This is a genomic window from Saprospiraceae bacterium (genome assembly GCA_016710235.1).
Classification (GTDB): Bacteria; Bacteroidota; Bacteroidia; order Chitinophagales; family Saprospiraceae; genus Vicinibacter.
The window spans coordinates 3,373,753-3,396,839 of the sequence record JADJLG010000001.1 but is presented as its reverse complement, the minus strand read 5'-3'; the positions used below and the strand labels follow the sequence as shown (position 1 = coordinate 3,396,839).

The 23,087-nt window shown below is 36.9% G+C and carries 17 protein-coding genes and 1 pseudogene; 16 read left to right on the top strand and 2 right to left on the bottom strand.

The genetic code is table 11. From position 1 onward, the window contains the following. The first annotated feature begins 4 nt into the window (after positions 1-4). The 12 genes and pseudogenes from rfbF to IPI99_13460 all read left to right on the top strand — a co-directional run bounded on the left by rfbF (position 5) and on the right by IPI99_13460 (position 10,528). A pseudogene (gene rfbF, locus IPI99_13515) lies at positions 5-780 on the top strand (glucose-1-phosphate cytidylyltransferase). A 12-nt stretch (positions 781-792) separates the two neighbouring features. Next, complete coding sequence (gene rfbG / locus IPI99_13510; GenBank protein ID MBK7341523.1) at positions 793-1,866, top strand: CDP-glucose 4,6-dehydratase; 1,074 nt, start codon at positions 793-795, stop codon at positions 1,864-1,866. After that, positions 1,863-2,408: a dTDP-4-dehydrorhamnose 3,5-epimerase gene (rfbC, locus tag IPI99_13505; GenBank protein ID MBK7341522.1), complete on the top strand. Its 546-nt coding sequence runs from the start codon at positions 1,863-1,865 to the stop codon at positions 2,406-2,408. The genes rfbG and rfbC overlap by 4 nt, the downstream gene beginning before the upstream one ends. After that, on the top strand, positions 2,408-2,731 hold the full coding sequence (locus IPI99_13500; protein ID MBK7341521.1) for an NAD(P)-dependent oxidoreductase: 324 nt from the start codon (positions 2,408-2,410) through the stop codon (positions 2,729-2,731). Before rfbC ends, IPI99_13500 begins: the two co-directional genes overlap by 1 nt. Then, positions 2,713-3,273: an NAD-dependent epimerase/dehydratase family protein gene (locus tag IPI99_13495; GenBank protein MBK7341520.1), complete on the top strand. Its 561-nt coding sequence runs from the start codon at positions 2,713-2,715 to the stop codon at positions 3,271-3,273. Before IPI99_13500 ends, IPI99_13495 begins: the two co-directional genes overlap by 19 nt. A gap of 8 nt (positions 3,274-3,281) precedes the next feature. Further along, positions 3,282-4,355 (top strand): methyltransferase domain-containing protein, encoded by a 1,074-nt coding sequence (locus IPI99_13490; protein ID MBK7341519.1) that lies wholly within the window; start codon positions 3,282-3,284, stop codon positions 4,353-4,355. Further along, positions 4,352-5,089, top strand: coding sequence for a cephalosporin hydroxylase family protein (locus tag IPI99_13485; GenBank protein MBK7341518.1), 738 nt, complete (start codon positions 4,352-4,354; stop codon positions 5,087-5,089). Before IPI99_13490 ends, IPI99_13485 begins: the two co-directional genes overlap by 4 nt. Further along, a complete protein-coding gene (locus tag IPI99_13480; protein ID MBK7341517.1) occupies positions 5,089-6,300 on the top strand; it encodes a glycosyltransferase family 2 protein in 1,212 nt (403 codons plus the stop codon). The genes IPI99_13485 and IPI99_13480 overlap by 1 nt, the downstream gene beginning before the upstream one ends. Positions 6,301-6,314: 14 nt before the next feature. After that, the gene (locus IPI99_13475; protein ID MBK7341516.1) at positions 6,315-7,571 is read left to right on the top strand and encodes a glycosyltransferase family 1 protein; all 1,257 of its coding nucleotides are present in this window, start codon (positions 6,315-6,317) and stop codon (positions 7,569-7,571) included. 118 nt (positions 7,572-7,689) lie between these two features. Continuing rightward, on the top strand, positions 7,690-9,177 hold the full coding sequence (locus tag IPI99_13470) for a glycosyltransferase family 39 protein (GenBank protein ID MBK7341515.1): 1,488 nt from the start codon (positions 7,690-7,692) through the stop codon (positions 9,175-9,177). Continuing rightward, positions 9,161-10,129, top strand: a complete 969-nt coding sequence (locus IPI99_13465; GenBank protein ID MBK7341514.1) for a glycosyltransferase family 2 protein — start codon at positions 9,161-9,163, stop codon at positions 10,127-10,129. Before IPI99_13470 ends, IPI99_13465 begins: the two co-directional genes overlap by 17 nt. 81 nt (positions 10,130-10,210) lie before the next feature. Further along, positions 10,211-10,528, top strand: coding sequence for a DUF3467 domain-containing protein (locus IPI99_13460; GenBank protein ID MBK7341513.1), 318 nt, complete (start codon positions 10,211-10,213; stop codon positions 10,526-10,528). Between the two features lie 67 nt (positions 10,529-10,595). Here IPI99_13460 and ruvB read toward each other — a convergent pair whose 3' ends face one another. After that, positions 10,596-11,621 (bottom strand): Holliday junction branch migration DNA helicase RuvB, encoded by a 1,026-nt coding sequence (gene ruvB / locus IPI99_13455; GenBank protein MBK7341512.1) that lies wholly within the window; start codon positions 11,619-11,621, stop codon positions 10,596-10,598. Positions 11,622-11,895: 274 nt separating this feature from the next. Between ruvB and icd the strand changes: the two genes are divergently transcribed. From icd to IPI99_13440, 3 genes are all read left to right on the top strand, one after another. Continuing rightward, complete coding sequence (gene icd, locus IPI99_13450; GenBank protein MBK7341511.1) at positions 11,896-13,113, top strand: NADP-dependent isocitrate dehydrogenase; 1,218 nt, start codon at positions 11,896-11,898, stop codon at positions 13,111-13,113. A gap of 130 nt (positions 13,114-13,243) precedes the next feature. After that, complete coding sequence (locus IPI99_13445) at positions 13,244-14,050, top strand: class I SAM-dependent methyltransferase (protein MBK7341510.1); 807 nt, start codon at positions 13,244-13,246, stop codon at positions 14,048-14,050. Between the two features lie 108 nt (positions 14,051-14,158). Beyond that, a complete protein-coding gene (locus IPI99_13440; protein MBK7341509.1) occupies positions 14,159-16,711 on the top strand; it encodes a carboxypeptidase-like regulatory domain-containing protein in 2,553 nt (850 codons plus the stop codon). A gap of 99 nt (positions 16,712-16,810) precedes the next feature. Here IPI99_13440 and thrS read toward each other — a convergent pair whose 3' ends face one another. Continuing rightward, complete coding sequence (gene thrS, locus IPI99_13435; GenBank protein MBK7341508.1) at positions 16,811-18,736, bottom strand: threonine--tRNA ligase; 1,926 nt, start codon at positions 18,734-18,736, stop codon at positions 16,811-16,813. 274 nt (positions 18,737-19,010) lie between these two features. On the opposite strand from thrS, the gene IPI99_13430 reads away from it, so the two are divergent. Then, complete coding sequence (locus IPI99_13430; protein ID MBK7341507.1) at positions 19,011-23,078, top strand: gliding motility-associated C-terminal domain-containing protein; 4,068 nt, start codon at positions 19,011-19,013, stop codon at positions 23,076-23,078. Positions 23,079-23,087 lie beyond the last annotated feature (9 nt).

Genomic DNA, 23,087 nt, shown 5'->3' with positions numbered 1-23,087 from the left:
TTGTATGAAGGTAGTGATTTTCGCAGGCGGTATTGGTTCAAGGATTTCTGAGGAATCCATTTTAAAACCAAAACCGATGATTGAGATTGGCGGTAAGCCGATTTTATGGCATATCATGAAGATTTATGCAGCACAAGGATTCAACGATTTTATTATCTGTTTGGGTTATAAAGGACATATTATTAAAGAGTACTTTATTAATTACTTTTTATACAACTCAGACATAACTGTTGAACTAGGGACAAATAAACTCGAAATACATTACACCAATTCAGAATCCTTCAAAGTGACCCTTGTGGATACGGGCTTAAATACAAATACTGCGGGCAGGCTGAAAGCTATCAAGAGTTATGTTGAGAATGATAGTTTTATGTTGACTTATGGAGATGGGCTTGCTGATGTAGATCTGGCGAGTTTGATTAAAAGCCATAGAGATTCAGGATGTATTGCAACGTTGACTAGTATTCAACTCCCGGGTCGTTTTGGAAATATTGAAATCAACCCCAATGGGATTGTTACCAGTTTTCAGGAGAAACCTCAGGGAGATGGAGATGGATTAATGGCGGTTTTTTTGTATTGGAGTCAGCAATTTTTAAATATTTGGATGGTGATATGGCATCGATTCAATGGGAGAAAAAGCCTTTAATTGAGATCGCCAACGACGGACAATTGCATACTTACAGACATCATGGTTTTTGGAAATGCATGGATGCCATGAGGGATAAGATTGAATTAGAAGAATTGTGGGAACAGCAAATCGCACCTTGGAAAATCTGGTAAAATGCATTTCGCTTGAGTGAAGAACTAAAATCATATTATTTCAAGAAAAAAATTCTTTTGACAGGCCATACCGGCTTTAAGGGTTCGTGGTTGCTGAAAATATTATCGATGTGGGGGGCAGAAGTGAAAGGTATTTCTTTAGCACCTAATGCAAATCAAAAATTGTTTGGTCAAATCCAAGGCTTTAATTTATGCCACCACATTGAATTGGATATCCTGAATCAAAAGCAACTTGAAAATGAAATCAAAGAGTTTTGTCCGGAGATTATTTTTCATTTAGCAGCACAGTCTTTAGTAAGACAAAGTTACGATCAGCCAAAGGAAACTTACTTGACCAATGTAATTGGCACCTTGAATTTATTTGAAGCTGTTAAATTATTAAATATTAAATGTAATATTATCGTAGTTACGACGGATAAAGTTTACGAAAATATTGAACAGGAATATTTGTATAAAGAATCAGATAGGCTTGGCGGATATGATCCATATAGCTCAAGTAAAGCTGCATGTGAAGTATTGGTTTCTTCCTATCGCAATAGTTTTTTTAATCCGGAGAAGTATACGACTCATTTTGTAACGATAGCTACTGCTCGAGCAGGAAATGTAATAGGCGGTGGTGATTGGTCAGAAGGTCGAATTTTTCCGGATATGATCAAGGCATTTCAGAATTCAGAACCGGTTGTAATCAGGAATCCCAAGGCAGTGAGACCATTTCAACATGTGTTGGAATCCTTAAGTGGATATCTGCAATTAGCATTTATTATGGATGTACAAAGGCTAAAAGTGTCGTATTCATATAATTTTGGTCCAGGAATAAGTGATTGTATAGAAGTACAAGAGTTGGTAAAAACATGTGTAAAAGAATTGGGTTATGGAAGTTTTACAATTGATTCTTCAACAAATCATGTTCATGAAGCTAAGCTTTTGATGTTAGATAATTCTAAAGCAAAAAGAGAACTCGGTTGGCTTCCCAAGTGGAATATAAATATGGCAATTCGGTATACTTTAGAATGGTATATGGTGAATGACTCGGAAAAGATTATGAAAACTGATCAGCAGATTAAAGATTATTTTGATATAATATGAAAATTATAGAAGTAAGTGGTTCCGGGCTGTTTGAAGTGTATCTTGAACCTAAACCCGATCATCGAGGTTTCTTTTTGCGAACTTATTGTGCAAGAATGTTTCAAGAAGCTGGATTAAACATTAATTGGCTACAATCAAATCTGTCAACATCAACTAAAAAAGGGACAATAAGAGGAATGCATTTTCAATATCCGCCACATGGCGAGATCAAATTAGTTAGGTGTGTAAAAGGTTCAATATTGGATACTGTAATTGATGTTAGAAAAAATTCTTCAACTTTTCTTAAATACTTTCAATTTGAACTGACGCAGGAAAATTTAAAAATGTTATATATTCCAATTGGTTTTGCACATGGATTTCAAACTTTGGAGGATAATTGTGAAGTTAATTACATGGTAAGTGAATTTTATAATATTAATTCAGAAGGTGGAATCAGATATAATGATCCAAAGATTAATATTTCTTGGCCACTACCTTGTTCTGAAATTAGTGATAAAGATATAAATCATCAGTTAATTACTGATAATTTTATTGGAATTTAATGAAAAAAATTTTGGTCACCGGAGCTTCAGGATTTATTGGAAATCATGTTGTTAATAAATTGCTTGAAACAGATTGTAAGATTATTACCTCAGCAACTAGTTTAAGTAAAGTGGAACAGTATGAATGGTTTTCAAAGGTTGATTTTATAAGCTATGATATAATTAATCAGAAAATTCTAAACCTCTATGAATATTTTAGTTGTCCAGATTTAGTAATACATTTAGCCTGGCCAGGTTTACCAAATTATAAGTCTGAGCTACATGTAGATTCTATCTCCCACGTCAAATTGATTTTTTATCAGATTTGCTTAAGCAAGGATTAAAATCTGTTTCAATTGTCGGAACATGTTTCGAATATGGTATGCAAGAAGGTGAATTGATGGAATCATTTGATTGTAATCCAGTTACAGCATATGGTATTGCAAAAAATGCTTTAAGAAAGTATATTGAAGATTTAAGGAAAGAATATAATTTTAATTATAAATGGGTAAGGCTATTTTATACTTATGGATTGGGTCAGAATAATAAATCAATATTACCTCAATTGAAGTTTGCAATTGATCAAGGTCAGGAATATTTTAATATGAGTGGTGGGGAGCAAGTAAGAGATTTTTTGGAGGTTTCTAAATTGGCCAGTAATTTAACAAAAATATCATTGGATAAAAATTTCAATGGTGTTGTGAATAATTGTAGTGGCAAAGGTATTAAAATTAAGGATTTTGTTCAAAATTATATCGATTCTTGTGGTAGTAATATTAAACTAAATCTTGGGCATTATCCATATTTAGATTATGAACCTATGCAATTTTGGGGTAATATTAATTTATTAAAAAGGATATTAAATAACTCAAATACTACAAAATAAATTATCAAATGATTAATCATAGCCCATTGTCAAAGAAAGTGAATCTTAGATCATTGTACAATCAAAAACCACTTCCAATATTTCAGAATAAGGTTTATTCTAGTGAGAGAGAAGCTCGAAATTCACTTAAAAGAAGTGTCACCTTAATGCAGTGTCTTGATACTGGATTTGTGTTTAATGCATCTTTTGATCCTGAAATTCTTTCATACGACCAAGATTATAATAACGAGCAAAGTAATTCATCAATTTTCCAGGGTCATATGTTAGATGTTATAGGATTGTTGCAAAAAAAGGAGTTGCTTAATGGTAAAGTTCTAGAAGTCGGCTGTGGTAAAGGTTATTTTCTGAATCTGCTCCAGGAGAAGGGAGTTGATATTCATGGTATAGATCCTACCTACGAAGGAGATAATTCAAGAATTATTAAAGATTATTTTTCATCGCAATACAGCTATTTAAAGGCGGATTTAATTATATTACGTCACACTTTAGAGCATATTTTTTATCCATTAGAATTTTTGAATTTGATTGCAGAATGTAATAATTATTCAGGCTATATTTATATTGAAGTCCCAACTTTCGATTGGATCATTAATAATAATGCAGTTGAAGATATTTTTTATGAACATTGTAACTATTTCGACCCAGGTTCTATTTCTACCATGTTTAATAATTGTTCAATTGAGTATTTGTTTAATTATCAATATATAGGTGTTGTAGCTAAACTAACTGACATACGAAAATCTGCAATTACTACTAATGAATTTACGGATTATAAAGTTGAGTTTGATAGTAAGATTCTAAAATATCAAGATTTAGTTAATCAATTTAGTGATTTAGCTATTTGGGGAGCTGGAGGGAAAGGGTCCAGTTTTTTAAATTTAATAGATCCGGATTTAAAACGTATTAAAGCAGTCATTGATATTAATCCCTTTAAGCGGAATAAATTTGTTGGAGGAACAGGTCACCCTATTATTGCACCTGATAATATTGGTAATCATCACATTGAGAATATTATAACTATGAACAACATTTATTTACAAGAAATTTCTAAACTTACAAATAAAAACTTAATATGCTTATGAATCCAGAGTTTATTAAATTTTATAATGAAAAACAAGCAAGAATTGCATCTCAAGAAGGAAATATTCCGTTACAGAAAGCTAAAGATGAGTTTATTTTTCAAAGCATAAATTCAAAGTATTCATATAATTTTTCTTGGCTAGGTAGGCCAATAATTGCTTATCCACAAGATATGATTGCAATGCAAGAAATCATATGGAGAGTTAAGCCAGATTTGATAATTGAAACTGGTGTTGCCCATGGAGGTTCAATAGTTTATTATGCCTCGTTATTAGAGCTTCTTGGGGGCGACAGAATGGTTCTAGGGATAGATATAGATATTAGACAGTTTAATCGAGAATTAATTGAATCACATCCTATGAGTAAAAGAATTATATTGATTCAAGGATCGTCAACTTCTGATACAACAGTGAATTCAGTTAAAAGCATTGTTAAAGGTTATAAAAATATTTTGGTTTGTCTTGACTCTAATCATACACATGACCATGTATATAGGGAGTTAAAAGTGTATTCAGAGTTTGTAACTTTGAATAGTTATATGGTTGTTTTTGATACAATCATTGAGCATCTCCCCAAAGATCAGTATATAGATAGACCCTGGGATGTTGGCGATAACCCTATGACAGCTTTGCAACTATTTCTGGAAGAAGATTTTAGGTATGAAATCGATCATGAAGTTGATAATAAAATATTGATAAGCGTGGCACCCTCAGGATATTTAAAAAGAGTGAAATAATGCCATTTATAAGTTTTTTGTATCCCACTAGAGACAGAGCCAAATTTTTGGATAGGTGTTTGTTTGCTATGCTTCAATCTAAGTATAAAAACTTTGAAATTATTATATCTGATAATTCTATTGGTCAGTCTGCTAGACCTGTATTTGATATATATTCTAATGATCCGCGAATTTCCTATTTTTGGACAGGTGGAAATTTAAGTATGGCGGAAAATTATTCATTCGCATTATCTAAAGCGAAAGGAGAGTTTGTATCTGCACTCACAGATAAGATATTTCTTAAAAAACAATCTTTATCATTGATTCACAAAATAATAACTAAAAATAACTTGGATTTATTAAATTGGAGGGAAAGTACATTTGTTTTAACGGATGAAGACAATAATTTGGATGAAGGATTTATTTACAATTTGAGATATAATAATAATATCATTCTATATGATCCTAAAAAGACTTTAGATTATTTGCTTGGATTTTACAAGCACCGTTCCGAAGATAATGATTATTATCATTCTGGAAAAATATTTATGGGATGTGTTAAGAGGGATTTGATACAGAATTACATTGATAGCAATTCTTTTTTTCAGATGTATGCTCCTGATTATACTTCAAGGATTATTATTTTAAGCGAAGTTAAGAGATGCGCAGAAGTCACCTTGCCACTTCAGTCAAGTTTTCAAACTAATGTTTCTACAGGTGCAAGATGTGCCAAGTATCCTGATGTGGCCTATAATTTTTTTTATGAGTCAGATAAGATGGTGCTTGCAGAGAAATATTTTCCTATAAAAGGATTATATTCTAGCCAACAAAATCATGTGGCAGGAGATTATTTGCATATGATTGATGTATTGAAATTGAATTGGAAGATAAATTATAAGAATTTATACAATACGATTCTTTACGATTTAATAAGGGTCGATTGGCCAAATTCTGAATTAAAAAGCCAACACTGGAGATTACTTTTAGCAAAAGTTAGAGAAGGAGGTGTTAGAATTTATTTAGCAATATTATTTTATTTTTTACCCTTGCAATTGATTAAGTATTATAAGTCTTTAGCTTTTAAGAAATTATTGGCCATGTATTTCAGGATTAGGAACCCTAAAAGTGGGAATGGAGTTCGAATGAATCGTATATATTTCTCAAAATTTGAAGATGCAATTGAAAGAATGAATGACTCAATTTATTACTCCGAATATGATTTTGAGCATTGAATAGTACCGTTTCAATGAATATTTTACTCATTTATTATAGTTGGGAAAAGAAAAACAGAAATACTATAGATGAAAGTATACGAGCATTTGAGAATTATTCGGATCACAAATTATTTTACTTAAATTATGCTTTTGGGGTTCCATCGTTTTTAAAGAATAGAAAGTTTGATTTGATCATCTATCATTATTCGATTTTTGCATTAAAAATGCAAGAGAAGCGGAGTTTATTAGATGATACCGGGTTTGCAATATTAGCATCGCTGAAGGGATGTAAAATTGCTATGCCTCAAGATGAATACATTTACAATGATTTAATATGTAGATTTTATCGCAAGCAAGGTATTGAGACAGTTTATACATGCTTTTTCGAGACTGATTATCAGAAAGCTTACCCTGAATCTTTGTCAGGATTGAAGAACTACTTTACTGTTTTTCCAGGTTACGTAGACGAAAGAGCTTTAGATAATATCAAAGAATTTGTTTTACCAATTCAAGATAGACATATTGATCTTGGATATCGGGCTCGTAAAAATCCTTATTGGTTGGGTTCTTTGGGAGTTTTGAAATGGAAAGTTACGGAAGTATTTGGGAAATATAGTGGCATGATTCGGATGGATGTTTCTAATGATCCTTCGAAAGTTTTTCTTGGAGATGAATGGTATAATTTTCTGGCAAGTTGTCGATGTGTTTTGGGGGTGGAAAGTGGATCAAGTTTAATGGATTTTTATGGGGACCTGCGTCCTAAAATCGAAAAATACCAGACTGAGAATCCAATGGCGGATTTTTCAGAAGTGGAGACTGCAGTTTTTCCAAATCTCGATAATAATATTTGCCTGGCAACTGTCTCGCCACGTCATTTTGAGGCCTGCATGACCAAAACATGTCAGGTACTTGTCGAAGGAAATTATGCAGGAGTTTTCAAGCCTGGTTTGCATTATATTGAGGTTAAGAAAGACTGGAGCAATGTCCCTGAGGTAATTGAAAAAATAAAGGATCCGATATATTGTGAGCAGATTGCCGAGCGTGCATACCAGGATATCATTTTGTCTGGGAATTATACATATCGGAAGTTTGTTCAGGAGGTGCTAGACTTTGCTCAGACGCAAATCAGTGAGCCCGCTCCTGAGAATGCCAAAATGTTCCGTTTATTAGAGTGGAGAGAGAAGTATCCTTATCTTTTTCACCCCTTTTTATATGCTTATACCGGAATTAAATCTTACGCTAAACTCTATTTGCTTCGGAAAGGTTGGTTAAAATTTTTCATCAAATAGTAAAATTTTGTCTGGTGTAGCACTGACGCATGTTAGTAGGCTATTTGAATTTTAGTGTATATTTATATTTGTTATTGGTTATTGCAAGTTTAATTTTTCTTCCAATTTACCTTCTAAAATGAAAATATATGAAATTGTGGCGGGTTATAAGTTAAGTACTATCCTTAAAATTTTACTTGTTGCAATTTTGATTTACTCCCCTATATTCGGACATCTCAGCAGGCTTCCCATACGGATTTGGGATGAATCACGATTGGCTATAAACGCCTATGAAATGTACAGAGATGGTGGATGTCTTGTAACTACGTTTGAAGGAAAGCCGGACCATTGGAATACTAAGCCACCCCTCTTGATTTGGTTGCAGGTGTTAGCAATGAAAGCCCTTGGAGTAGGAGAATTAGCAGTGCGTTTGCCATCTGCATTTGCTGCATTTTTTACTGTCATGCTTTTATTGTTTTTTGGAATCAGGTATTTGCAAAATTTCTGGTACGGATTTGTCGCAATGTTGGTCCTGATCACCACACATGGTTATATAAATATTCATTGCACAAGGACAGGAGATTATGATGCTCTCTTGGTTTTATTTACGACTTGTAGTAGCATTTTTCTTTTTCTTTATCTTGATCAGCCTAACAGAAAGTATATTTATTTTTTTGCGATTTCGTCTTCCCTTGCAGTATTGACCAAAAGTGTTGCTGGTTTGCTTTTTTTTCCGGCTTATCTAATTTTTATCCTGATAGAGGGTAAACTGATAAGTCTTTTGAAAAATAAGGACATTTATTTTGCTTTTCTTATTTTTATATCGCCCATTTATATTTATTATCTTTCGAGAGAATTGATTGATCCAGGATATTTGAATGCCGTATTGGAGAATGAATTAGGTGGGAGATATTTACAAACCATTGAAAATCACAAACATCCTTTTTGGTACTATTATTCAAATTTTGTTCAATTTCAGTCACCATTTTGGATTTATTTGGTTCCGTGTGGTTGGGCAATTGGTCTATTTGCTCGTGATGTCAGGTTGAAAAAATTGAGTATTTACTTGATAATTCTTTTGCTCACTTATTTATTAATCATTTCTGTTTCAGGCACAAAACTAGAATGGTACGATGCCCCGACTTTCCCATTCATGGCCTTGTCTGTGAGCATTTTTATAAATTTGGTTTTCGATGCGCTGAAGAAAGCGAGATTCTCTGAAAATTTTGACCGGAATCCAATTCCCTACATATTCCTTTTTCTAATATTCGCTTGGCCATATAAGAAAATAGTGGAAAAGACCTATCTCCCTGTAGAGTATCCCTGGGATGTGGAATTCTATGAATTGGGGTATTATTTGCAAAAAGTATCCCGGGGACAATTGAAATCTTCGGCACGCTATTTGGCCTTTGATGGATATAATGCTCACAATTTATTTTATTTATACATGATCCGGGATCATGATAAAGCAATAGATTTTGTAGATTGGACTAAATTGCAGGCTGAAAACGTGGTCATCGCATATCAGCCGCATGTAATTCAATATATTAATGAGCATTATAAGGTGGAAGTCCTAGATACAAAAGGAAAAGTGCAAACATTTAAAATTAATGAACGGTTACCTTGAAAATAACCTACCTGATTTGGTAGTGATCGTACCTGTATACAATGAAGAGAAAATCTTGCTTGAACTGTACGCACGTTTGACAAAAGCCGCCAAGCAAGTTTCAGAAAATTATAGAATTTTGTTTATTAATGATGGTAGCAACGATGCATCTATGGAAGTCATACTCACTTTTGCTGCCCATGATGAAAATGTGGATTATATTGACCTCAGCAGAAATTTCGGCCACCAGCAAGCGGTCTCAGCAGGATTAGATGCTGTTGAAGGAAAAGCGGTTGTAATCATTGATGGGGACTTGCAAGATCCTCCCGAATTAATTCCTCAGCTTTATATCGAATACAAGAAGGGGTATGATGTTGTTTATGCCCAGCGCAAACGACGGGAAGGTGAGAGTGTTTTCAAACTGTGGACTGCCAAGTTATTTTATCGATTGTTAAGATCGATGACCTCAGTTTCGATGCCTGTTGATACCGGAGATTTCCGGTTGATAGATCAAAAGGTTGTCAACTGTTTAAAGCAAATGCCGGAGAAAACTAAATTCCTCAGAGGCCAGATTGCATGGCTGGGTTTTCGCCAAACAGCGTATTTATATGATCGGGAAAAGAGAAAAGCCGGATCAAGTGGTTACACTTTTAGCAAAATGGTCAGATTGGCATTAGATGGTATTACAGGATTTTCTGACAAACCCTTACAGCTAGTGTCATTATTGGGATTTTTATTCTGTTCTATTTCTTTTTTAGTCATACTCTATGCTTTGTATGCGCATTACATCCTGGAAAAGACGATTACCGGGTGGACTTCTTTGATCATCAGCAGTATGTTTATCGGAGGTGTTCAATTACTTTCGTTGGGCATCATAGGTTTATATATCAGTAGGATCAATACCAATGTGCTCAATAGGCCATTCTATATCATCCGGGAAAGTAAAATAAGTTCAAACAACAGAAGATCCTGAAATATTTTATTCTTCATGCTTTTTTCGGTGGGCTGAACCTGCAAGCTTATCAGATGTTTAGTTAATAAAATAGAAAATACCATGTCCGACAATCAGAATCCAAACAACCAATTGAACATTGAACTAACAGAGGAAATTTCAGAAGGGGTGTATTCCAACCTTGCCATTATATCTCACAGCCATGCAGAATTTGTGGTAGATTTTATCAGGTTAATGCCCAACGTTCCAAAAGCCAAGGTCAAGTCAAGAATTATTCTTTCACCTTCACACGCGAAAAGATTGCTGAGAGCCCTTTCTGACAATATCAACAAGTATGAAGCTCAATATGGTACCATAATTGATACAGAGCCACAAGGTTTTCCACCGATGTCATTCAACACTCCAACAGCCCAAGCTTAAAGCTAGAACAGGAAAAGAGTACCACAAAAAAAGTTTATCTCGTTGATCAAAGCCTCATTTCCTAAAATTAAAAGAGGCTATTGTTTGCATTTGGTGTCTGATAACCGAGGTGAGAAAATGCCTTTGGAGTTGCCACTCTGCCTCTGGTGGTTCTGTGGATAAATCCTTCCATGATCAAAAAAGGTTCATGGACCTCCTCTATTGTGCCTGCGTCCTCACTTACTGCTGTAGCTATGGTGCCAAGACCGACAGGACCACCATTGAATTTTTCAATAATACTACTCAGGATTCGATTGTCCATTTCATCAAGTCCATGATTATCGACATGCAATGCATTAAGTCCATATTCTGCAATATCCAGATCGATCTCTCCGGAACCTTTCATTTGGGCAAAATCCCTCAATCGACGCATCAGCGCATTGGCAATTCGAGGGGTGCCTCTACTCCTACGTGCGATTTCGTCTATTCCTTGCTGTGTATAAGGCACTTGCAAAATACCGCAAGAACGTTTTAAAATACGAGCTAACGTTTCATGATCGTAATAATCCAAATGGCAACTGATGCTAAATCTCGATCTCAATGGAGCGGTGAGTAAGCCCATTCTTGTTGTTGCACCTACCAAGGTAAATGGCTCCACATTGAGCTGTATACTTCGCGCACTTGGTCCGGAATCTATCATGATATCAATCCTGTAGTCTTCCATGGCCGAGTAGAGATATTCTTCTACAACAGTGTTTAGACGGTGGATTTCGTCTATAAACAGTACGTCTCCTTTCTGGAGATTGGTCAGCAGTCCTGCAAGATCTCCCGGTTTTTCTAATACCGGGCCTGAGGTCATTTTGAGCTGTGCTCCCAACTCATTGGCTATAATGTGGGATAAGGTGGTTTTACCTAAACCCGGAGGTCCATGCAATAAAACGTGATCCAATGCCTCTCCCCTTAGTTTTGCAGCACCTATGAATACTTTTAAATTGTCCACGATTTTAGTCTGGCCTGAAAAATCGGCTAACTCTTTCGGTCGTAAAGCCCTTTCTATTACTTTTTCTTCTGGCAATAGATGCTCGTTTCCAGATTCCAGGATCGGATTTCTCATAATTTGACTTGTGATTTCGGTGTGAAGCAGCCAATCAATATAAGTTTGGTTGTGCGAAAGTTTATTTGAAGTATCAATGCAGAGCATCGATTTCCTTGGAAAAGATCAAAAGGAGTATAAAAATTAGATACTTGCAACATATTCAACGGCGAATGTATAAGAAATTACCAAAATAGCTTAGTCTCAAAACGCAGGAAAAGAGATTTAGTTACTTACCTTTGCACCGAATTCTGAAAACTGTTTTCAGAAACGAACTAATCTAAGACCAAATCAAATGAGTAATCAAAAAATAACTTGCACAAACGGCAAACTTGCCGTGCCGGACAATCCGGTGATTCCTTTTATTGAAGGAGATGGTACGGGTAGAGATATCTGGAATGCATCTGTCCGTGTATTTGATGCAGCTGTGCAAAAAGCTTATGGTGGCAGCCGCAAAATCGAATGGTTGGAAGTTCTCGCGGGAGAGAAAGCTTTCAATCAAACCCAAAACTGGCTACCACAAGCGACATTGGATAGTATAAATGAGCATTTGGTAGCGATCAAAGGTCCATTGACTACACCAGTGGGAGGGGGCATAAGATCCCTCAATGTTGCTTTGCGGCAACAATTGGATTTATATGCTTGTGTGAGGCCTGTCAGATGGTTTGAAGGAGTGCCTTCACCTGTGGCAGATCCAAGCAAAGTGGACATGACCATTTTCAGGGAAAATACCGAAGATATCTATGCAGGAATCGAATTTCAACAGGGTACTCCGGATGCGATCAAGTTTAAAGAACTCATGAAGGAGAATTTTCCGGATCGATACAATAAGATAAGATTTCCCGAAACTTCTGGATTTGGTATTAAACCTGTGTCTCGTGATGGGACAGAAAGACTTGTAAGAGCAGCAATAGAGCATGCAATCAATCAAAATCAGAAATCCGTCACCTTGGTTCATAAAGGAAATATTATGAAGTTTACGGAAGGTGGATTCATGGATTGGGGTTATGCTCTGGCGAAAAACGAATTTGGTGCAGAGCTTCTTGACGGAGGTCCTTGGATGAAATTACCCAATGGGATCATTATAAAAGATGCAATAGCAGACGCATTCCTGCAACAAATTCTGCTTAGACCCGCAGAATATGATGTCATAGCAACGCTCAATCTGAATGGAGACTACATTTCTGATGCTTTGGCTGCACAGGTAGGAGGAATTGGGATTGCGCCTGGTGCCAACATCAATTACGTTACTGGACATGCTATCTTCGAAGCAACACATGGTACAGCTCCAAAGTATGCAGATCAGGACAAAGTTAATCCTAGCTCAGTAATCCTTTCAGGCGTCATGATGTTCGATTATATGGGTTGGAATGAAGCGGCAAAAATGATAATCAATGCTTTGGAAAGCGCAATTGGTGCTAAACGCGTGACCTACGACTTTCACAGATTGATGGTAGGTGCCACCTTGCTCAAATGCTCTGAGTTTGGTGATGAAATCATCCGCAGGATGTAATCGATTAGATATAATGCTCCTTTTAGATGTGAGTTATTCTTATCTATCTGGATGATTATAAATAGTTTAAAATTGAATAATATAAGAAGAGCAGGATGAAAATTCTGCTCTTCTTTTTTAGAATCAAATAATGGACAAATCAACATATATCCAATTAAATAAAGCAACCTGGAACGCCAGAGTGCCGGTACATCTGGGATCTGAAATGTATGATGTACAGGGATTTTTGAATAGTGATCGGGATATTTTACCTGATTTAGATTTGGGATTACTTGGGGAAATCAGGGGAAAGAATTTGCTGCATTTGCAATGTCATTTTGGGATGGATACCTTAAATCTAGCGCGCCGGGGTGCTCTGGTCACAGGCATTGATTTTTCTGAGGCAGCTATCTTGGAAGCAAATGAGCTTACAAAGCGATTGGGCTTGGATGCTCGGTTCATTTGTTCTGACATTTTTGATTTACAAACGGATCTTTATGAATCATTTGATATTATATATACATCGTATGGCACAATCGGGTGGTTGCCGGATATATCAAAATGGGCAGAAACTGTAAACTATTACTTAAAACCTGGAGGAACTTTTGTCCTTGTTGAATTTCACCCTTTTGTTTGGGCTTTTGATTCTGATATGAAGGCTATATCGTATGATTATTTCAATTCTGATCCAATTTTGGAAGAAGAAGAAGGTAGCTATGCAGATCGATATGCACCGATTAGAACTAAAACCATGAGTTGGAACCATGGATTAGCAGAAGTGATTTCTGCATTGTTGGAAAGGAATCTTCAACTTAGTCATTTTTCAGAACATGATTATTCACCCTACAATTGTTTTAGCAAATTAAGCCTTCATGAACCAGGTAAATATAGATTCTCTCATATTCCATATCGTATTCCTATGGTCTATGCTGTCAAGGTGACAAAAAAACTGGTCTAAAGGATATTTTTTTAATCAAGGGAATTCAAATCCATAAGCAATTTCTTTTTAAAAAAGTAAGATGAACAAGCTTGCTAATATGAGAATGAATTATTTTTACCACCAATTATGAGTTCTAATTCACTCAGTTATCGCTTCTTTTTTTTCTATCTGTTGATCTTTGTGTCTCAGGCAGCAATAGGGCAAAGACCCATCACCATCAAAGGTTTTGTAAAAGACAAGAAGTCACTTCAACCATTGGAATTTGTTCCGCTTACCATAACGAGCCGCACTGCAGGGACATATACAGATAGTTTGGGAAAGTTTTCATTCAAGGCATTTCCAAAAGATGTTGATAGTTTAATCATTACCTATATCGGATATTATCCCAAGTACATTGCGCTGAGCGGTAACAGTACACAGGAATTTGAAATATTTCTCGAAGAAAATGTAGGAGAACTACCTGAAATTATTATTAAGGCTGATCCAAATCCAGGTAAAACAATCATGAAAAAAGTGATTGCAGCCAATCCTAAAAATGATCCTTCGACGATTAAAAAAATGGAATCAAAAAGGTGGGAACGCAATGAGGTTTATTTGTTCCATCCCCGGGAAATGAGTGCTGCAGATCCATTGGATTTTATTTTTTCATCCAGAGTGAAAGCTCATAATGCTAACAAGTCAGATACTGATACTTCTAAATCTGAAATACCATTGTTTTTTAGTGAGAGTATTTCTTCATACATTTTAACTAATGATCCTTTTGGTGAGACTGAAAATTTAATAGCCGTAAAGAAAACAAACCTTGAGAGCGATAAATTGCTCGAACATATGTGCAGAATGGATGAAGTCCTTGATTTGTACCAATCAAAGATAGTCATCTATACAAAGGCCTTCGTGAGTCCTATTGGAAGCCTTGCATTAGATTATTACGATTACTATATCGAAGACAGTTCTTCTACAAACGATGGACATTTCAATATCACCCTTCAACTTATACCCAAATCCTGGCATGGCAATGTTTTTACCGGAAATATTGTAATCCATGACAGTAGCTTTGCCTTAGTGCAGGCAGATTTAAGATTAAGCAAAGAAGCCAATTTAAATTTTGTAGAAAAAATGCAAATTAAAGTTCAGTATGATCAAAGTTTTGATCCACTGACTAAATTAAATAAATGGTATCTCAAGCGCAATGAATTACTATTGCAGTACGAAGCAGGACTCGAATTGATAGGAATTCCATTACCATTGATCAATGATGATAGAAGATTAGTTGCCACTGTGAAAAATACTTATTACGATGTCAGACTTAATCCTTCAGAATCAAAAACCAATACCAGAATCGGTACCAGTGCTGTAATGCGTGTATATGATAGTGGACATTCAGACGAATTTTGGAAATCAGCAAGACCGGATAGCTTATCATCCAGAGAAAGTGCCATATATGATATGGCTGAAGCGATCAACAATAATAAGATACAAAAACTCAAAGATATTTTATTTAAAACAATAACAACGGGATGGTATAATTGGAACAATAAATTGTGGATTGGACCTTATGGATCTTTGGTAAGTAAAAATGAAATAGAAGGCTGGCGATTCAGGGTGCGTGTCAGAACAGATGAGGCTTGGATGAAAAAAACCGGTCTATATAGTCATCTTGCTTACGGATTAAAAGATGGAAAATGGAAAGGTTCTTTTGGTATCAAACAATTGTGGAATGTACAACCTTATACAAAGTCTGAAGCTTTTTATGGTAATGATTTTTTGATTGCTTCTGAATGGTATGATGCTCTTGATGCAGACAATATTGTCAATACTATTTTTAGAAAAAAAGTGCCTTATCAGAGGGTCCTTCAGGAACAATGGAACCTATCGCATGATCAGCAATTTGCTTCTGATTGGTATTTTCGCGTAGGGGGCATCCATAGGACCTTGACGCCATTCCAAATTAATTATATATGCAGAAATCCCGAATTTATCAGTCCGGAAAAAACGCCTGACATTTCGCCTGAACTCAGTGTGATCAATAGCAGTGAGGTGAGTATTGCTCTTAGATATGCATACAGGGAAAGGGCCAGGATTTTTGATTATGAAAGGAGAAGTCTTGGAAGTAGATATCCCACTGTTAATCTATCTTATACACATAGCATCCAATGGAAAGAATCACATTTTAATTTTCAAAAATGGAACATTGGTATTTTGCACAGAACTTACATTACTCCAAAGTGGACGATTAGTTGGAATGCGGATGTAGGGAAAATTTTTGGGAAAGTTCCTTTATTATTGGCATATATTCCGAGAGGAAATGAAAGTTATTTTACAACCAAGTATGCTTTCAATACTATGAATAAATACGAATTTGTAGCTGATAGATACGCAAGTGTCCAGGCAACAATTTCATTTGGGGGGACATTTTTTGATTATATCCCAGGTATCAATAAATTGGGCTGGCGTGAAAGAATTCTCGTTAATTCGTTCTGGGGTGATTTAAGTCAGCAAAATAAAGACTTCAATTACAATTCAATTTATAAAACAGCTGATAAGCAGCCATTCTTAGAATTTGGTGCGGGGATTGAAAATATTTTTCACCTTTTTTCTATTGATTATATATATCGGGCAAATTATAAACGGTCAGGCTCTTCTTCAGGATTGTTCGCCGGTATCCGTGCATTTTTTTAATATTGAGATGAAATTTCAATCCTGTTATAAATTTGAATTAATTTTCTAGAGCCTCAATACTCTCTCTTTTTTATTCGGATGATTATAATTCAATTGCAGTTATTGGATTAACTCTTTTATTTGATTTACAAATTCAGATATGGACATACTTCCTTGATCTCCGGTCCCTTGTTTGCGCACAGATATATTTTTTTCTTGGGATTCTTTTTCACCTGCAATGATCATGAATGGAATTTTTTTCAATTCATTGTCCCTGATTTTTCTACCAATAGATTCCGTTCTATCATCTATAGATCCTCTCAATCCGGCAGAAGTAAATTCATTTTGCAACTCGTTCGCATAATCCAAATACTTATCGCTTACCGGTAGGATGACATATTGTTCAGGTGTCAGCCAAAGAGGAAACTTACCTGCGCAATGCTCTGTAAGGACACCGATAAAGCGTTCCATGGATCCAAAAGGCGCTCGATGGATCATTACCGGCCTGTGTTTGGCATTGTCTGCCCCAATGTATTCAAGTTGAAATCTTTCAGGTAGATTATAATCTACCTGTATGGTTCCAAGTTGCCAGCTTCTTCCCAAAGCATCCTTGACCATAAAATCCAACTTTGGTCCATAGAATGCAGCTTCTCCTAATTCAGTGGTAGTCATTAATCCGGCTTCCTGTGTTGCATCTATAATGGCTTGTTCTGCTTTAATCCAATTCTCCTCAGATCCGATATATTTACTTTTATTCTCCGGATCCCTTAATGAAATCTGTGCGGTGAAATTGTCAAATCCAAGTTTTCTGATCACTAACATCGTCAGATTCATGACTTCTAAAAACTCACCCTTTACCTGATCTGGAGTACAGAAAATATGAGCATCGTCTTGAGTGAAACATCTCACTCGAGTCAAACCGTGTAACTCTCCACTTTGCTCATAACGATATACTGTTCCAAATTCAGCTATTCGCAGTGGAAGTTCTTTGTATGAACGAGGCTTGTGACCATAAATTTCGCAATGATGAGGACAGTTCATAGGTTTGAGAAGGAATTCTTCACCTTCGCGCGGAGTTTTGATGGATTGAAAGGAATCTGCACCATATTTTTCCCAATGACCGCTGGTGATGTATAAATTTTTATGTCCTATGTGTGGAGTAATTACAGGTGTGTACCCTCTTTTAATCTGTTCAGCTTTGAGAAAATCCTCTAGTCGTTGTCGCAAAGCAGTCCCTTTGGGCAACCATATGGGTAGACCAGCGCCTACTTTTTCAGAAAACATAAAAAGCTCCAATTCTTGACCCAACTTGCGATGGTCTCGTTTTTTAGCCTCCTCGAGCATGTGGAGATAATCTTCAAGTTCTTTGGCTTTTGGAAAACTGATTCCATAAATTCTGGTCAGTTGTTTTCTTGTTTCGTCACCTCTCCAGTATGCTCCTGCAAGGCTGAGAAGTTTTACTGCTTTGATGTGGCCGGTATTTGGAATGTGGGGACCTTTACATAGATCAACAAAATTGCCTTGTTTGTAAAAACTAATTTTTCCATCTTCTAATTCACGTATCAGTTCAAGCTTGTATTCATCATTCTTCTTGGTGAAATATTCCAGAGCTTCTGCTTTAGAAACTGCTGACCGCTCGTAATTATTATTTTGTTTTGCCAGTTCTGACATTTTCTTTTCTATTTGCACGAGATCATCAGGGCTTAAAGTTCGATCTCCGGAATCAATATCATAATAGAATCCGGCTTCGATAGGAGGCCCTATCCCAAACTTGATGTTTGGGTACAATGATTCAAGCGCTTCAGCCATCAGGTGAGCTGATGAATGCCAGAAAGTGCTTTTGCCTTCTTTATCGTTCCATGTGAGTAATTGAAGTGTCGCATTAACTTCTATCGGGCGAGATGCATCTACTACCTCCCCATTGACTTTAGCGGCTAATACACTTCTAGCCAGTCCTTCACTTATGCTTGTCGCAATTTGCATTGGAGTTGCACCTTTTTCATAATCAGCAACTCGACCATCAGGAAAAGTAATTTGAATTTTCATCTTTTATCTTTTATTCAATTCAGCAACAATTTCGATAAATGAACTGAAAGATCTTCAAAAGAGGATTTTGTACAGTTTTCTTATCCAAAGAATGTGAGATTGTGCTCAAATTTCTGCAAAGGTAATCAATTTAGTTTTTTTATATATTAAGATAAAAGTTAATATGAAAAATAAGCAATTCGTTAGGCTCTAGCTTTCCAAAGAAAATTTTGACAAGCAGTATTAACAGATTTTACTTATATTGCGTTACTGTTTACCACATAAAAACTTGATCATGTTGCGATTTATTTTTATATTAATATTTTATTTAATATATAATATATCATTTGGTCAATGTATTGGCTTGAGTGTAAACGCCGGTCCGGATTTGTTCAAGTGCAAACTTTCTGATGTTTTACAACTTCAAGGAGATGTACAGGGAAATTATCTAAAATACTATTGGGAACCAGCTTCGGGTTTGAGCAATCCAAATGTTCTGGATCCAATTGTAATCGCAGGACCGGGCAAATATCGATTTAAACTTGTCGCAGAAGGGCTCAGTACAACCAACCTGATTACAAACGGCGATTTTGAAGGTGGCTACTCGGGATTTTCGCATCAATACATTTACGGTGGACCACCTTTTGGCCCGGATCACCTGGTAGTCGATATGATGCCCAATGCCTACAACTCTTCCTGGAGTCCTTGCGGTGACCACACCAGTGGTTCAGGGAATCAATTAATAGCAGATGGTTCTACCAGTGCAGGTGATGCCGTTTGGTGTCAAATTGTGTCGGTGACTCCGGGAAACATGTATCAGTTTTCATTTTTTGCTCAAAGTGTATTTCCTGTGGCGCCAGGTCAGTTTTCAATTGAAGTAGATGGAACAAGTATCGGCAATGCAATTGCTGGTCCGCTATGTGGTTGGAGCAGTTTTGAAGCATGTTTTACAGCGAAATCTGCAAATATTGAAATTTGCATTAGGGAAACTTCAGGCGTTGGATATGGTAATGATTTTGGAATCGACGATATTACATTATTTGAAAAGTGCAGAGTGGAAGACGAAGTTGAAGTGGAAATCGTAGATCTAAAAGCTGCCCTTGATGTTGTTCAATTGCCAAAATGTGCGAGTGAAGAATTTACTCTCGATGGTAGCCGCTCGTCCTCCGGCCCTCAAATCAACTATGAGTGGAGCAGTTCAGGAGGAACAATTACTTCAATCAGCGGTAATAAAGCTAAGGGTAGGGGTCAGGGTACTTATATTTTGAAAGTCACTTATACCAACGGAAATGTGATTTGTGAAGAGGAAGCAGAAATTCAGATTGACGTATCCGACGATCTGATTGGAGATTTAACGAGTTCCGGAATAGCCAACTGTTCTCATGACACAGTTTATTTGGCAATATATGTACTCAATGGTAGTGGCTTATATTCATACAAATGGGGCCCGACCAAAGAAATCGTAGGAGGACAAAATACAGATACAGCCAAAGTAATCAACGCAGGAAGGTATTCTGTCACTGTCACTGATCTGAGCAGTGGATGCGAGTTTTATAAGGATATCGATGTGAAGAGTGACACGACTCTGCCACACAGCGTTATACAAGGCGACACTCTGATCAACTGTAAAACGAAATCAGTACGGTTACTCTCACAGCAGCAAGACACTTCAAGATATTTTTACACATGGATTTTGCCTGACAACTCGGTCGTATTCGATGAAACCGAATTGCTCTCAGGCCAATCGGGCAAATTCAGGCTGATTATTCAGGATAAAGCAAATAACTGTAGTGACAGCAGCGATTGGGATGTACAAATCGATACTACAACCAGTAATATCATCTGGAATGGAAATCTCACGATAGATTGTATAAATGAAGAAGTTACGCTTTTTCCCAACGTGAGTCCGAAAACTCAGAGCCTGAATTATTCATGGACCTTGCCATCAGGCCAATTGGTTTCTGGCGACACTTTAGCTTTGATCAAAACCACAAGTGCAGGTAGGTTTATTTTGACTGTTTCAAATATTGACAATTATTGTCAGGATACGATGAGTTTTGACGTTAGGGATATTCGCTCCATTCCAATGGTGGACGCTGGCCCCGATAGAGTACTCACATGCAAAGACAGTACGGTCAATTTATCCGGAATAGTTGGGCCGTCGAATTCGATTACATTCGATTGGAGAGATAGTTCCGGCAATAGCATATTGCCATCCAATCAGCTGCAACCTGATGTAAATGTGAAAGGTTGGTATTACCTGAAAGTACTTGATACGAGCAATCACTGTGAGTCTATTGATTCAGTCTATGTTGACGAAAACAGGAAAGTACCCAGATCCCTTATTACAGCCAATGATACAGTATTTGCGTGCAACGATAATTCACTTGTTCTGGATGGAGCCGGATCAGATTCAGGCCCGGGAATACTGATGAGCTGGAGTACAGTAGATGGTAGCATCCTCTCAGGTCAAACTTCAATGAAACTGACCATCGGATCTGCGGGCACATACATGCTTACGGTGAGGGATACAATTAATGGTTGCGAATCATCGAGTATGGTGACTATTGTTCCAGACAGGAATGCACCGACAGGGACAGCTTCGGTCAGTGATACATTGAACTGTAAGTTACAAACTGTAGGTCTGCGGGGCAGTGCTTTCAATCCGGCTGGACATCCAATGAAATATAATTGGTTTTCATCGCAGAATCATCCAATTATGAATGATACGAGTTTAAATGCGACTGTTACAGAGCCTGGATTATATGAGTTATTTATAGTTGATTTGTTCAATGGATGTACAACACGAGTTCAAACAACGGTCAGTCAGGATACAGTATCTCCCTTAGCATCAATAAAAGGAGACACGATCTGGAACTGTAAAACATCGGCATTGAGCCTTTCAGGGTTAACATCGATGGGCAGTCATCAGCTCAATTACAAATGGTCTACGACCGATGGAAAATTTACAGGGCAAGGCGACCGGGCAGATTTATTGATTGAAAATTATGGTACATATAAATTAGTGGTAGAAGACCAGAGGAATGGCTGTACGGCAGAGACAAGTTTTACAGTTAAACCGGATTTGAACGTACCACAACTGAGATTGGATCAAGTATTGAGCATAACATGTTTGAGAACTACTGTTGTCCTCACAGCCACAGTCAATCAACAGGGAAGCGCCAATTCAAAAGCATGGTACACAGTGCTTGGGAATTTCGTGGGCTCCCCTCTGGAAGATACAGTAAGGGTAGACAAAGCAGGGTATTATTATTATCGGTTTACCAATCTGGACAATGACTGTAGTGTAGTGGACAGTGTGTTAGTAACAGAAGACAAGACTCCACCAAAGGGCACAGCAGGAAGTGATGGTCAATTGACTTGTAGCGTGTCAGAAGTGCATCTCAATGGCAATGCTGACCCTGGAACTGAGGTTGAGTGGACTACGCAGGATGGTGTGATTGAAGGAGATGTAAATTCACTCCAAGTCACAGCTCAAAAAGAGGGAACCTATGTGTTAAGGATCAGCTCATTGACAAATGGGTGCGAAACAACAGATACAGTCAAGATCATTAAAAATACCAATGTGCCAACAGCTTCATTACATACATTGATCCAACCCAATTGTCCTGGAGACCAGGGAGCCATCCAAATAGTCGGAGCGGAAGGAGGAGAGGCTCCGTACAGATATTATGTGGATCAAAGAGAGACGGACGGGATATTTCCATTTCAAGTCAATTCGGGAGATCATGAGATTCGTATCATTGATGCGAATGGCTGTGATTGGGTAGAGAAGTTCAAGATAGTAGAGCCACAAGCCATATCAGTAGAATTACCAGTAGAGGTCACATTGCAGTTGGGATCAGATTATGATATAGTACCCGACTACTCAGTACCTGATGATTCTATAGCTTGGGTAAGGTGGACCCCGGCGGAAGGTTTGAGTTGTGGGGATTGTCCATATCCGACATTAAAAAACTTTAGCAGGGAACAGAGTTATACAATAAGCTATGTCGATAAAAGAGGATGTGAAGCACGAGCAGAGATCAGATTTGTAAAAGCGGAAAGAGGAGTTTGGTTACCAAATGCATTTAGTCCGAATGGAGATGGAATAAATGAGTATTTTTTTCCAAGTATCACTCCGTCGGCGGCATCTGAAATCAGTGAATTTTCAATATATGACAGATGGGGAGAATTGGTGTATTTTAGAGAGAACATACCACCGGAAGATAATACACAAGGTTGGAATGGAGTCTGGCGAGGAGAAAATGCATCTACGGGAGTATATGTATATGTACTGAAGCTGCGATGGAAAGACGAAACGACAGAAATTTTTAGCGGAGACATGACACTTTTCAGATAAAAATTTGGG